The organism is Pseudomonas sp. TMW22090, assembly GCF_022496665.1.
Classification (GTDB): domain Bacteria; phylum Pseudomonadota; class Gammaproteobacteria; order Pseudomonadales; family Pseudomonadaceae; genus Aquipseudomonas; species Aquipseudomonas gregormendelii.
Window position 1 is genome coordinate 168,788 of sequence record NZ_SCFH01000001.1, and the last position, 13,613, is coordinate 182,400.

Consider the following 13,613-nt stretch of genomic DNA (forward strand, 5'->3'; position numbering starts at 1 on the left):
TGATCACTTCGCATACGCTCATCTGCCCCGGCGATTTATTCTGCCTTGGAAAAGCTCATGTCGACCGGCTGATTTCCGTCGTCTGCCTGACCGGCAAGAACTCTTGCGGCGATGTAACCGAAGGTCATTCCAGGGCCGAGCGTGATGCCGCCGCTTGGGTAATTGCCGTTCATGATGCTGTTCATGTCATTGCCTACGGCAAATAGCCCCGGGATCGGCGCGCCGTGTTCATCTAATGCGCGGGCACAGGCATCGGTGTTGAGACCGGCGAAGGTGCCGAGGCTGCCGGGCACCAGCTTCACCGCATAGAACGGCCCTCTGCGCAGACTGCCGAGGGACGGGTTTGGCCCATGTAAAACTTCCCCCTGAGCTCTGTTGTACAACGATTCACCACGCTGAAATAGTGGGTCGTGACCGAGTTCCGCGCCCAGGTTGAAAGCGCTGACGGTCTCTTTGAGCTGCTGCGCATCGATGCCACATTGGAGTGCCAGTTCGACCAACGTCGGGGCCTTGAACAGATAGCCCTCGCGCACATACCTGGCGGTCGGAAACGGAAAGGGTTTGGACCAGCCCAGTCCATAGCGACGTTGTGTGCGGTGATCGCAGATCAGCCAGGACACAGGGCATTCTCCAGGTTCCGTTGCCTCAAACAGTGCGCACATGAAGTCGTGGTAGGAGTCGGCCTCGTTGACAAAGCGCTGGCCATTTTGGCGCACGGCGATGAATCCGGGTTTGGCGCGTTCCATCAGATGCGCAAAACCGCTGAAACCGCCATCTTCACGTGGCACTCGGGACACCGGTGCCCACGCTGCGGCATGGGTCAAGTCGGATGCCACGCACGCCCCGACGCTTTCGCCAAGGCGCAAGCCATCGCCGGTATTGCCTTTGGGCGCTGCGCTCAAATGTTCGGTGCCATTGGGGGCATGCCCGAACAGGCGGGCGATGCGCTGCTGGTCGTGGGGGAAACCACCGCAAGCGAGCACCACGCCTCGTCGAGCGCGGATCTCGATCAGGCGCCCGGCAGATTCGACACGCGCTCCGAACACGCGCTCACCGTCACGCAGCAGTTCGCGTACGGGCGTGTCGGTCAGCAGGCGAACTTTACGATCCAGCGCGCTTTTCAGCAGGCGGGCAACCAGTGCGTTGCCGTTCACCAGGTGCAGGCCCCGGCCATGAAACAGCAGGTCGCGGGCATGGCGCAACAGACGCTTGCCGGCGTAGAGCAATGAGGACGGCGACTGGCGGGCGTTGAGAAAATGATTGAGGTCGGCACCGCCGGCGATGCCCATTCCCGCGAGGCTGATGATGTCGAGCGGGCGTCGGAGTTTGTTGATCCAAGGGCCCAGGCGACGACCGTCAAATGGTTGCGCACAGACCGAGCGACCACCTTTTACATGGCCTTCGCTGGCGTGAAAATCAGGCATTTTGCTGCCGGAGAAAAACTGCACGTCGGTATGGCGTTGAAAAAAGTCGATCATCCTCGGCCCTTGTTCCAGGAACGTTTCTACGCGCGGGTCGAGCACTTCGCTGCGCAGTTCATGACGCAGGTAAATCCTCGACTGTTCCAGGTCTTCAACGATGCCGTCGGCGATGGCCAATGGGTTGCGCGGAATCCATAGCCAACCGCCCGACCAGGCGCTGGTGCCGCCTAGCTGCGGCTCCTTCTCCACAACGATGACGTCGAGGTTCAGTTGTGCTGCAGTCACCGCCGCTGCCAGGCCAGAGGCACCAGAGCCGACGACCAGAACATCACAAAGCAGGGGATCGCTGATGTACATAAGAATTACCGCGAGAGGGAATGAGGTTGGCCGCTCCCGATCAGAAGCAGCGCAACGCGGCGAAAAGGTTATTTGAGCGGGGAAAAGTCGGTCGGACGCAGCAGTCGTGAATCCAGCGTGACCACGGCGTCCAGTTCCTTGTTCTGCCGCGCGAAGTCCTGCCAGCGTGGATCGGCCGCCATGGCATTGCGGCGTGTCATGCGGTCGTCAAGGCTGGCGTAGCCCCAGATGTGCACCACTTGATTGACTTCACCTATTTCGGTGGTGAAGAAGCCGACCAGGTTGCCCAAGTGTTCTTGCTGCACGGCCAATGCGGCGCTTTTGTACAGGGCCAGCCAGTCGCCGAGCTTGGTTGGTTTAATCGTGTAGGTGCGCAGTTCGTAGTACATGGTGTTCTCCAGTGCGGGATGGTTGTGCAGTGCTGTGTTCGAGCCGGCGAGCGATATCGCTGGCGGCGAGGTAACCGAAAGTGATGCCTGGGCCAAGGGTGATTCCGGGACCAGGATAAGTACCGTTCATGATTGAATTCATTTCATTGCCAGCAGCGTAGAGGCCGGGGATCGGCGCTCCGCTGCGATTCAGCACGTTGGCCTGGCCATTGGTGACCAGGCCACGGGCTGAACCGAGATCGCCGGTAAATAAACGCACCGCGTAGAACGGCGCCTTGCGCAGGGGTTTCAGGCATGGATTGGGTTGATACAGTGGATCACCCATGTAGCGGTTGTAGGCCGTACTTCCCTTGCCGAACTGTTGGTCGACGCCTCGTTCGGCATCGTCGTTGTATTGCGCCAGGGTTTGCTCCAGAGAATGCGCATCCAGTCCGGCCATGCGCGCCAGTTCGGCGAGGCTGTCGGCACGCAACAGATAACCGGCGTCGATCAGTGCGCTGTTGTCGACGGGGCGCGGACGCGCCAAACCCATGCCGTAGTTGTTCAGTGCTTCGCTGTCACAGATCAGCCAGCAGGGAGCATTGGCGCCGCCTTCGGCGAACATGGCTTCGACGAAACAGTGATAGGAATTGGCTTCATTGACGAAACGCCGACCGGCACGGTTGACCGCGATGACTCCGGGTTTAGCGCGATCGGTGACCAGATGCGGAAAGCGTTCCACACTTCCGTCGGTCTTGTGCAGCACCGAAACCGGAGCCCAGAAGAAATTCGCCGACAGGTTGTCGCCAATTGCCGCGTCGACCGAGCCGGCCAAGCGTTGCCCGTCACCGACGTTGGCAGGCGGTGACATGCTCCAATGCTCCGAACCCGTGCAAGGCCGCTGTTCTGCGGCTTGTGCCCCAGCGGCAAACCCCCCCATGGCCAGCACCACGCCGCCACGAGCGAACACGGAACGGGGCACTCCGCCCATGGAAATCTGCACACCTTTTACCGAGCCCTGCTCGACGATCAGCGCCTCGGCCGTCGCTTGCAGCCATAGATCTACGCCGTTGGCCATAGCGCTGGTGGCCAGGCGCGCGATCAAGGCATTGCCCACTGTCAGGCGGGTGCCGCGTGGGTGGCTGAGGCGGTCGACGGCGTAGCGTCCGATCAGTTTAAGGCAGTGCCAGAGGGATTTCGGCGAACGCTTGAAGCTGAGGAAGTGCTGAATGTCGACACGATTGACCATCATGCCGCCGAAAAGCAGCATGCCATCCGGGGGGCGCTTGAGGTCTTTGAAATGCTCGCCGAGGCGACGACCGTCATACTCGTCGATTTCCAGCGCTCGACCTGTTTGCGTGCCACCCGGCAAGTCCGGGTAGTAGTCGGGCGACAACGGTCTCAGGCTGTACTTGAGTTCGCTGTGGGTTTCCAGGTACCGCAGGGCTTCGCGGCCTTGCTCGATGAAGGCATCGATCAATTGCGGGTTGTAGCCCGTACCGATCACCTCTTTCAGGTAAATGCGCATCTGTTCGGCGGGCAGGTGATGCCCGGCAGCACGGGCCTGGTCGGTATCGTGCAGCCACACCGCACCACCGGAAATCGCCGACGTACCGCCGAAGGCCTCGGTCTTTTCTACCAATAGAACTTTAAGGCCGCGGCAACTGGCAGTCACCGCTGCAGCGAATCCGGCTGCGCCGCTGCCCAGGACGATCACATCATAAGTCAGCTCGGCATTGGCAGAATGCAGGAAAGTCGTAGTGTTCATTGTTATCGCCTGTCAAGGACGCGCCGGAGGGTCAGATCTCCAGCGGCGTCACACCCATGAAGTGACCGAGGTTGCCCAACTGCGCCAATGCCATTTCCGGTCCGGTCTGAATCGGGCACCCCAGTCTTCGGGCCAAGGCGAGAAAAGGTGTCACCGCGGGTGATGTCACGACATCGGCCACCAGGGTTGTGGCATTAAGGGTTTGCATCAGCGCGGTCGGCAACGGCATCGGGCCGTCATCACTGGTTGCACTCATGCCGACTGGCGAGGCGTTGACGACAAGGTCGAAGTGATTAAGTGAGTCCGGTCCTGCGCTGATCGTAATTTCCGGGAAAGCGTTGCGCAGAAGGTCGCCGAGCACCTCGACGCGCTCGTGGCTGATGTCGCTGATGGCCAAGTGGCTGACCCCGGCCTGGCACAACGAGTACGCAATCGCGCTGCCGACGCCGCCGGTGCCGATCACCAGAACCTGTGTGTCCTCGGGGCTGAAACCGTGTTTGCGCGTAGCGTTGAGAAACCCCTCGCCGTCAACGATATCGCCCACCAGTCGACCGTCGGCTTCGCGGCGTATCACATTGACCGAGCGTAGCGCCGCCGAGCGTTCACTGACGCTATCCAGGCAGGTGGCCAACAGTTGTTTGTAAGGGACGGTGACCACACATCCGCGCAAGTTTTGCCAGCCGCGCAGGGTCTGGACGAAGTTATCCAGGGCGGTCTGTGCAAGGTCAATGGCGAGCATGGAGACGTTCTGCTGGTGGTCGGCGAACCAGCGATTAAAGTTTTCCGGCGATTTCACCTGGGCTACAGGCGAGCCGACGATGGCGACTAGTTCAGTCGAACCCTGAATCATGAGAGGTACCCGCGTATTGGCTTTGTTGTAAGGCCGATACTGCAAGCGGTGAATGCGGCGAACAATCGAGCTTGTGCATGATTCGGTTGATAATCGCATCGCCAGTGCGATAATCGCGGTCTATGCGCAATAAAGAGTCAAGTGATGAAGCAACCTACGATCCACCAGCGGGATTTGATCGTCGGCCTGCAAAAAGGCTTGGCGCTATTGCAGTTGTTTTCCCAGGAGCATCCGCGCCTGAGCGTACCGGAAGTGGCGCGAATGGCCGATATGACCCAGAGCGCCGCCCGGCGTTTTCTGCTGACTCTGGTGCATGACGACTTTGCGCAGACCGACGGTCGCCATTACTGGCTGACCGCCAAGACCTTGCGAATCGGCCAGGCTTATGTCGATTCCGCGGTGCTGCCGCGCATGCTGAGGCCCATCGTCGAACAAGTGGCACGAACCACCCAGGAGCATGTATCGGTAGGTGTTCGCGACGGTGATGACATTGTGCATGTGGTGCGTAGTCGCTATAGCCACATCACCTCGATGTCCATCCGCCCTGGTTCACGAGTGCCGATGTATTGCACCGGCAGCGGACGGTTGTGGTTGGCGAGTTTTTCGCAGGAGGCGCTTTGCGCATATTTCAAACGCAACCCGCCCCGGGCCATTACGCCTTATACGCTCACCGATGAAGCACTGATCTGCCGCGAAATCATCTTGGCGGGCGAGCGTGGTTACGTGATGGTGGATCAGGAATATGAAGTGGGCATGCGGGTGTTGAGCGTGCCTCTGATTGATTGGAAAGGGCAATTACAGGCAACGCTGACGCTGACTACTCACGCATCGCGCATGACTGTTGAGGACATGCGCGAGCGGTATCTGTCGACGCTGTACGAAGGGCAGGCGCTGCTGCGGCCGATCATGACGCGTTGAATCTCAAGGGCTGGGTGGTCAGCCTTGCGTGGGAAACTCACTGAGGCGGTTCAGCGGCGCTTTTAGATGTGGCAGCCATTTACCATTGGCGCAAACCACTCTGAGCAATTAAATGGTGAAAATCCGCTTTTGGCCGTCAGCTTCCTTTCACGAGCGGAGCAGCTTTGGGTCGTAAACAGTCATCACCGAACGTCCGCTTATGGCTGCCCGTCGGGACGGGCAGCCATCGACGGGTTATCGGTTGAATCGCTCGACCAATGAATACTGAATTTTAGCGGTCTGGGTCAGTTCCTTGCTCAGCTCTGCCGAATGCCTGGCCTGTTCAGACGTCTGGTCTGCCAGATTGGCAATGGTCGTGATATTGCGGCTGATTTCCTCGGCTACGGCGGTCTGCTCTTCGGTCGCTGCGGCAATCTGGGTAGTCATGTCCGTGATGTTTGCCACCGCTTCACTGATCCCGACTAATGCTTTATCTGCTTCAAGCACCCACGCCACGCCTTCTTCGGCCTGGCGATGACCGCTTTCCATGGTTTTCACCGCATTGTTCGACGAGACCTGCAGCTTGGAAATCAGCCCGTGGATTTGCGCCGTAGACTCCGTCGTGCGCTGCGCCAACTGGCGCACTTCATCGGCGACTACCGCAAAGCCTCGACCCATGTCGCCCGCTCGCGCAGCTTCGATGGCGGCGTTCAGCGCCAGCAGGTTGGTCTGGTCGGCAATGCCCTTGATCACATCGACTACCGTGCCGATTTCATTGCTGTCCCTGGCCAGTTGCGCGACGGTCATCCCGGTTTCACCCACCACCACCGAGAGGCGCTGGATGGCTTCTCGGGTGTCCCGGGCCACTTCGCGTCCACGCCCGGTCAACACATTGGCTTCCTGGGTCGCGTCGGCGGTGCGCTGGACGTGGCTGGCGACTTCCTGTGTGGTGGCGGCCATTTGATTGACTGCGGCCGACACCTGCTCGGTCTCGACCCGTTGGCGGTCGAGCCCACGGGAACTTTCGGTGGCGAGGCCGTCGGATCTGCCGGCCAGGCCAGTCAGTTGTTCCGCCGTATCCTGCAACCGGGTGAGGCACGTCTTGAGCCGGGCGGCCTGGCTGATAAACGCCGTTTCAAGGCTTGCCTGGGGGCCACGTTCGTCGCTGTACATTTTTGCCAGCAACGCGTCGCAGGTTGAGGCTTCAGCCATTTTCAGCAGACGCAGCGCGCCGCGGTTCTGTCGACTCGACACCCATAGCCCGAGCGGCACCGATACCCCGACAGCCAGAATGATCGCCTCCGACATACCGAGGAACACGCCGCCGCATGCACCCACCAGGCCCATGGTCAACACCGGCAGCCAGGCGAGCAGGGCGGGTTGCCATTGATCACTGACCGGGACGGCCGACTTGCCCAGGCTAAGGCGTTTATAGAGCGCTTCGGCGCGACGGATCTGCTCGGCCGTCGGCTTGACCCTGACCGATTCATAGCCCACAACCTCTTGCCCCTGGAAAATCGGCGTGACGTAGGCGTTGACCCAGTAGTGGTCGCCATTTTTCGAGCGATTCTTGACGATGCCCATCCACGGCTTGCCAAGCTTGAGCGCACCCCACATATGCGCAAAGACGGCGGAAGGCACGTCGGGGTGGCGAACGATGTTTTGAGGCGCGCCGATCAGGTCGGATTTGTTAAAACCGCTGACTTCGACGAAGGCGTCATTGCAGTACGTGATGACGCCCCGTGCATCCGTTGTCGAGATGAGTTTTTGTTGAGGCCCAAGGGCAACCTCGCGCTGCGTAACCGGTTGATTGTTTCTCATCTGTATTGCTCCTATGCCCTAAGCCATGGACATCGGCTGCAATATGAGAAAGGTTAATGAGTCATGCTAAAAAGGCAGGTCATGCGTCCGGAAAGAGGGGGGCTTAGACACTGCTAGTGACCAAAAACGGGCTTCCGGCGAAGCGTCTATTTTTTGCCGATAGTGCCTCAGGCAGTATCCGACCCAATGGGGACGCTGACCAGCCTCTGGTTAAGCCCGTCCCTGTGAGCGAAGCGAACGGTTTGAACCGGTCTTCATGCATGTTTTGTTAGCCGTTTTTTTAAGTGATACAGGTTGGTCCCGATTGGTCGATCCTCAAGAACACCATAAATCTCGTATCCATGCTGTTCATAGAACTGTTTAGCGTCAAAGGTTTTTAGGAATGCAACTTCTGCCCCTTTGCTGACGCCAATCGTTTCTGCTTTTTCCAATAGCTTAGAGCCTACTTTTCTCCCGCGATGCGATTCCTTCACCCAAAACGTGTCAATTTCCAAGCCATTCCAGTAACAATTACAGCTTATTGCACCGATGTAGTCGCCTGTTTCATCGTGTGCAACCACCATAAATTTTTTATCTTCCGACTCTGGCTGTAGATTGGGATATTGAATTCGAAGATATTCTGTAAACCTATTGTCCAGAGCTTTTTGATCCTGTTCTGTTGGAGAATCCAACGTATCAATCTTGATTTCCATCTATTGCTCCGTTCATTCAACTCTTAGGTGCTTTCACTGCTGAAAAGCGGTGGGCGAGCTTTTGCTGCTCAAATCTCTCGCTGACGAAATCGATGAACACCCGGGTCTTGGCTGGCATAAGTGAGCGGGTGGCGAAGTACATGGCAATGGTTCCCGCATCGGCGTACCAGTCCGGGACCAGGCGCAATAGATCTCCTCGCTCTATCCAGCGCTGCACATCCGCCACCACGAGGAATCCGACACCGAGTCCAAGCAGGACTGCCTCGCGCATGGCGGCAGGGTCGTTGACGATAAAGCTTTCCCGCACACGGGCAGCCATTTCCACGCCGCGTTTGTCACGCATACTCCAGTGCCGGACACGGCCAGTACGACCGGAGCGCATGACGATTCCTTCCAGGTCTTCGAGTGCTCCCGGATTCATCGGTAGTGTTCTTCCACGCATGAAGGCTGGCGAAGCGACTGCAATAACATGAGCGGGGGCCAGTGGGCGGGAGATCACACCTTGGGCCAGTTCAAACCCTCCTCCAATAGCCACGTCGAACCCTTCGGCAATCAGATCGACTTGCCTGTTCTCGAAATGCCATTCAGGACGAATCAGCGGGTACTTGGCCAGAAACTCCGGGAGTAATGGCAATATCTGGCTGATACCAAAGGTGGGTGCCATGCTTACTTTCAATAGGCCGGCCGGTTCGCCTTGATCTGTCGCGACTGAGTTGATGGCATTTTGCAGGGCGTCCAGGTGACCGCCAATGGACGCCAGAAAGTGCTCGCCGGCTTCGGTCAGCGTCAATTTTCGAGTCGACCGATGAAACAATCGTACGCCGATGTTTCGCTCAAGGATGGCTACATTACGACTGACAGCGCCAGGGGTTAGCGCCAGTTGACGTGCAGCGGCCGAAAAACTGCCAGTCTCTGCGCTGCGGGCGAAACACTCGAGGTTGGCCAGCGTTTCCATGGTTCACCTGATACTGATGCTTGAAAATGATTCAAGTCATTACACTCTAATCAATTGATCTTCACGAGGCCATGATGATTTCACCTTAATCCAAGAGTGAAATATTCATGCCTAGCCCAACTCTCCCGCTCGCTGGAAAAGTCGCCCTGGTTACTGGCGGTTCCCGTTCAATCGGTGCGGCTGTTGCCAAGCGTCTGGCCGCCGATGGTGCATCAGTTGCGCTGACTTACAGTGCTTCACCTGCCCAGGCTGAAGAAGTCGTTCAAGCCATTGCCAGTGAAGGAGGGCAGGCGATTGCGATTTCTGCTGATGCTGGCGATCCGGCAGCCGTGCGTGCAGCCGTTGCACGCACCGTTGAAATGTTTGGTCGCCTCGACATTCTGGTAAACAACGCCGGCCTCGCGCTCGGGGGCTCGATTGAGGGCATCGAGTTTGAAACGTACCAGCGCATGATCGCCGTCAATGTCACGGGCGTATTCATCGGCACGCAGGAAGCCGTTCGCTACATGAAAGACGGTGGCCGGATTATCCATATCGGCTCTTCCATGACACGATACGCAGCGTTCCCGACGGCCTCGCTCTATACGCTGACCAAAGGCGCGATCACTGGTTTCAACCGCAGCCTGGTGCGTGATTTGGCACCTAAAGGCATCACCGTCAACACTGTTCACCCAGGCCCAACCGATACCGACATGAACCCGGATGGCGGCCCGGTGAGTGATATCGTGAAACCCGGCATCGCGCTTGGTCGCTACGGTCAGTCTCACGAAATTGCCAGTGTGGTCGCATTTCTTGCAGGTCCTGATGCCTCTTTTGTTACGGGTGCAGACATCGTCGCTGACGGTGGTTTCACCGCCTGATTTACTCTTTCATTGAGGGCGGTAAGTTACTTTGAGCGATCGACAGGCAGTTTCTGGCCGTCCAATGCATGCCGTGATGGGTGGCACTGGTTCGCACCATCGCCGCGCCTGAATGATTCGCCTGCCGTACCAATGGGTCATTGTTGCTTTTCGCGAAGGGCTGAGTGGCCAAGAGTGATCTGCAACAATGACTTGGACCCATTCAGCGCTAGCGGAATACTTTGTTACAAAACTACGCGTTGTCTTTTTACATGCACTTGCAGCGCTGTTCTATACCCACTTCAAGCGCATGGAAGTGTTGGCTCTTCATCGCAACAGTCGTATTGGTTGGAGCCCATTGGCTGCTCGCCCTCCCTAAATGGCCGTTTCTGCTTTTCCATCGCGCATTCACTCACCAAACGCTTTAGAACATCGCCCCTAACTCCACCGGGAGGTTTCATGAGTGCATGGCAGCAGCTACGAGTGCGAATCAAACGAAAAGGCCTGCGTCGCACCATTAATACTCTGTGGAAGCGCTATGTGTTTTTCCACTGGGAGTTACTGTGGATGGAGCGTGACCTGGTCACGTCGGTTCCAGCTCAAAAGCTCAGGCCCTATTCGGGATTACGCTTGGTCCAGATCGATACTCGGAACGCAGATGCGTTCGCCAGGCACTTTGGCGATCGAGTGGAAATCATGCGCGAACTGGCCGCCGAAGGGCATACCGGGCATATGTACCTGGACGAAAAGGGTGATGCCGTAGCATTCATTTGGGGCAGCAAACGCGACTACCATGATCGCCATTATTACGGCTGCTGGTTCCCGGTCAAGGACGGCGAGTTCTTCGCTTTCGGGGGCGAGATGACGCGACGTTACTTCGGTACGGCACTGTCAGTCGATGGTCAGATCTGTCTGTGGCAGGCCATGCAAGCACAAGGCTGCAACAAAGTGGTGGACGTCTGTGAGGCGCACAACATTCCTGCCCTTAAAGCGCACATTCGTATGGGGTATCGTGAGCAGGGGAGGATCAGGCATGTCTACGGGTTGTTCGGGCGCTGGCGTTTATTCCGCGAATCCCGCTACAGCGGCTCGCGACTCGATAGCCTTTGCAAGGCTCGGCGTTCCGCGTTGGCCGCGCCAGCGTGAGATGCAAACGCTCCTTTCACGCAAGCCGCTCACGTCCTTCCCTGGACATTAGCCGGCGAACAACTATTCAGAAGCTGTACCGGGCAGTCAGTTTCACATTACGTGGGTCGCCGTAGATGTCATACGGGCTATAGGCGCCATTGGCCACGCTGCTGTAGTAGGTACGGTCGAACAGGTTGTTTACGTTGACCTGCAGATCCAATTGCTCGCTGGCTTTGTAGCCGGCCACCAGACCGAGCACCGTGTACGAGCCTTGTTGGTTTTTCCAGGCAGTGGCACCGGTACCCCCCGACGTGCGGATGCGGCTCTGTTGGTACACATCACCGCCGATACGCCAGCGCTGCAGCTCATCAGGCAGGTTGTAGATCGTCGCCACCTTAAACAGCTGACGCGGTTTGGCGCGGTCGAAATCCTCGCCTTCCCGGGCTGCGTTGGCGTCGTTGACGTACTTCGTCTGGGTGTAGGTGTAGCCAGCGGCGAGTTGCCAGTTGTCGGTCAGGGCGCCCTGGATTTCCAGGTCGATGCCCCGGCTGCGCACCAGGCCGGCAGCCTCATAGCAAGCACTGGCGGCGCCTGAACCGCACCCTTTGACATCAGGCAACTCCTGGGCACGGTTTTTCTGGTCGATCTGAAAAACGGCCATGTTGGTATTCAGTGCGCCACCAAAATACTCGCCCTTGATGCCCATTTCGTAGTTCTCACCCACTACCGGGGCAATCACTTTCCGGTCCACGCCTTTGCTGCTCTGCGGCTTGAAGATATCGGTATAGCTGACATAGGCCGAGTGGTTGTCGTCCAGGTCGTAGACGACGCCGGCATAACGGGTCAGATTGCGAGTGACCTTGTAGTTGCCCTCACTGTTTGCGCTGTCCTCGTATTCGTACCAGTCCAGACGGCTGCCTAGAATCAGCGACAGTGGCTCGCTCAAGCGCAGGCGGGTACTGGCATAGACGCTGTCCTGAGTGGTGGTTTCGGGAAGACCGTTATCGCCCGTGACGTAGTCCGGCTTGGCATGACCGCGAGGATCCCACTCGAAAAGATTGCTGCCCGTGTCGATGAAGTCGCTCCAGGCGTCACCGGAGCGATAATCCAGCTCGCGCCGGCTGACGCCCAAGGTCAGGTCGTGTTCTTGACCGAGCATCTGGAAGGGGCCGCTGAGGGCCAGGTCGTAGCCGGTTTCCTTCTGCTCCATGGCTTCCGTCCACAGATAGTGGCGGTTGTATTCCCATACCGACGAGGCCAGCACATCGCTGTTGGTCTTCGACTGCATGGCTGCCAGACGCAGCGTCCAGTCGTTGGCCAAGCCCTGCTCCAGGGTCGCGAAATAGCCGGTGGTGCGGTTGTCCGAGTATTCCCAGTCATTCCCGAGGAAAGTGTCGCGTGGCAGCCCTAGATGACCACCGCCACGGGCCATGGGCAAACCGCCCCAGATAAAGTTGGTGTGGTTCTTTTGCCGGTACGCACCGAGAGTCAGGATGGTGCTGTCGCTCAGGTCGGCGTCGACCACGCCGTAGAACAGATCCGCATCACTCTCCACCGAGTCCCGAAAGCTCCTGGCGTCCTCCCGCGAGATCACGGTACGGGCGCGAAGGGTGCCGTTGTCATTGAGCGGGCCACCGATATCCAGCGTGCCGGTGTAATCGTCCCAACTGCCGGCACTGCCGGTGAGCGTGGCCTGGAATTGATGGGTCGGGCGCTTGCGCACCAGGTTGATGGCGCCAGCGGGGTTACCGGCACCTTGGGCCAGGCCGGTGGCGCCGCGAACGATCTCGACCCGGTCATACATGGCCAGGTTGGCTTCTCCGCTGGGCAGGTAGGTCAGGAAGCTGGTGGGGAAACCGTCGTACATGATGTTGTCGATGTCGAAACCGCGGGCGCTGAAGGTTGGCCGCCCAACCCCGCCGGAGTTATTGAGATAAATACCCGGCGCACTTTTGGCGACATCGCTGATGCTGGTCATGGCCTTGTCGTCCATATGCTTGCGCGTGACCACGCTGACTGACTGCGGCGTTTCGCGCAAGGTCAAGGGCAGCTTGGTGGCAGTCTGCATGGCCCCAGTGGTGTAGGAACCGGTGTTCTCCGTCATCTCGCCCAGCTGCTGACCCGTGATCGCGGTCTCCCCCAACTGCAGGGTGTCGCTCGATTCGGGGGCGCGCTCCAGCATCACGCTATTTTCACCGGTTGCCCGCCAGGTCAGGCCGCTGCCTTTCAACAGATCAAACAGTGCGGCCTCTGGCTCTTTGTGGCCGACGATCCCGGGGCTGTTCTTGCCTAATACCAGCGTGCCATCGAATATCACCTGTAGACCGCTTTGCGCGGCCAGGCGGTTCAGCGCGCTCGCCAAGGGCTGCGGAGCGATGTCGAATTGGAGAGGATCGGCAACCGCCAGGCTGGACATCAGCACGCACAGCATGGTCATTGGGGCTACGGACAAAGATTTGACTCGCAAACCTTCAGGTAACGGATGGTGCATCGGTGCTCTCCCTAATACGAAGCATT

The 13,613-nt window shown here is 58.5% G+C and carries 11 protein-coding genes; 3 read left to right on the plus strand and 8 right to left on the minus strand.

The genetic code is table 11. The features are described 5' to 3' along the window. Window positions 1-35: 35 nt before the first annotated feature. The 4 genes from EQV97_RS00810 to EQV97_RS00825 form a co-directional block, all read right to left on the minus strand. On the minus strand, window positions 36-1,778 hold the full coding sequence (locus tag EQV97_RS00810; RefSeq protein ID WP_240888144.1) for an FAD-dependent oxidoreductase: 1,743 nt from the start codon (window positions 1,776-1,778) through the stop codon (window positions 36-38). A gap of 68 nt (window positions 1,779-1,846) precedes the next feature. Continuing rightward, window positions 1,847-2,167, minus strand: a complete 321-nt coding sequence (locus EQV97_RS00815) for an NIPSNAP family protein (RefSeq protein ID WP_045057867.1) — start codon at window positions 2,165-2,167, stop codon at window positions 1,847-1,849. Beyond that, window positions 2,136-3,914 carry an FAD-dependent oxidoreductase gene (locus EQV97_RS00820; protein ID WP_240888145.1) on the minus strand — a complete coding sequence of 593 codons (1,779 nt, stop codon included), beginning with the start codon at window positions 3,912-3,914 and terminating at the stop codon, window positions 2,136-2,138. Before EQV97_RS00820 ends, EQV97_RS00815 begins: the two co-directional genes overlap by 32 nt. A 31-nt stretch (window positions 3,915-3,945) precedes the next feature. Further along, on the minus strand, window positions 3,946-4,764 hold the full coding sequence (locus tag EQV97_RS00825) for a shikimate dehydrogenase (protein WP_240888146.1): 819 nt from the start codon (window positions 4,762-4,764) through the stop codon (window positions 3,946-3,948). A gap of 144 nt (window positions 4,765-4,908) precedes the next feature. On the opposite strand from EQV97_RS00825, the gene EQV97_RS00830 reads away from it, so the two are divergent. After that, a complete protein-coding gene (locus EQV97_RS00830) occupies window positions 4,909-5,682 on the plus strand; it encodes an IclR family transcriptional regulator C-terminal domain-containing protein (protein WP_240888147.1) in 774 nt (257 codons plus the stop codon). Window positions 5,683-5,916: 234 nt separating this feature from the next. Here the strand turns inward: EQV97_RS00830 and EQV97_RS00835 are convergent, their stop codons facing one another. From EQV97_RS00835 to EQV97_RS00845, 3 genes are all read right to left on the minus strand, one after another. Then, window positions 5,917-7,482 carry a PAS domain-containing methyl-accepting chemotaxis protein gene (locus EQV97_RS00835; RefSeq protein ID WP_122838572.1) on the minus strand — a complete coding sequence of 522 codons (1,566 nt, stop codon included), beginning with the start codon at window positions 7,480-7,482 and terminating at the stop codon, window positions 5,917-5,919. A gap of 254 nt (window positions 7,483-7,736) precedes the next feature. Then, window positions 7,737-8,174: a GNAT family N-acetyltransferase gene (locus EQV97_RS00840; RefSeq protein ID WP_201149785.1), complete on the minus strand. Its 438-nt coding sequence runs from the start codon at window positions 8,172-8,174 to the stop codon at window positions 7,737-7,739. Between the two features lie 16 nt (window positions 8,175-8,190). Beyond that, complete coding sequence (locus EQV97_RS00845) at window positions 8,191-9,129, minus strand: LysR family transcriptional regulator (protein ID WP_240888148.1); 939 nt, start codon at window positions 9,127-9,129, stop codon at window positions 8,191-8,193. A 107-nt stretch (window positions 9,130-9,236) separates the two neighbouring features. Here EQV97_RS00845 and EQV97_RS00850 point away from each other — a divergent pair, with 107 nt between their 5' ends. Next, the gene (locus EQV97_RS00850) at window positions 9,237-9,989 is read left to right on the plus strand and encodes a 3-oxoacyl-ACP reductase family protein (RefSeq protein ID WP_240888149.1); all 753 of its coding nucleotides are present in this window, start codon (window positions 9,237-9,239) and stop codon (window positions 9,987-9,989) included. 438 nt (window positions 9,990-10,427) lie between these two features. Then, window positions 10,428-11,114: an N-acetyltransferase gene (locus EQV97_RS00855; RefSeq protein ID WP_240888150.1), complete on the plus strand. Its 687-nt coding sequence runs from the start codon at window positions 10,428-10,430 to the stop codon at window positions 11,112-11,114. A gap of 67 nt (window positions 11,115-11,181) precedes the next feature. On the opposite strand, the gene EQV97_RS00860 is transcribed toward EQV97_RS00855, so the two are convergent. Continuing rightward, window positions 11,182-13,587: a TonB-dependent receptor gene (locus EQV97_RS00860; RefSeq protein WP_240888151.1), complete on the minus strand. Its 2,406-nt coding sequence runs from the start codon at window positions 13,585-13,587 to the stop codon at window positions 11,182-11,184. Window positions 13,588-13,613 lie beyond the last annotated feature (26 nt).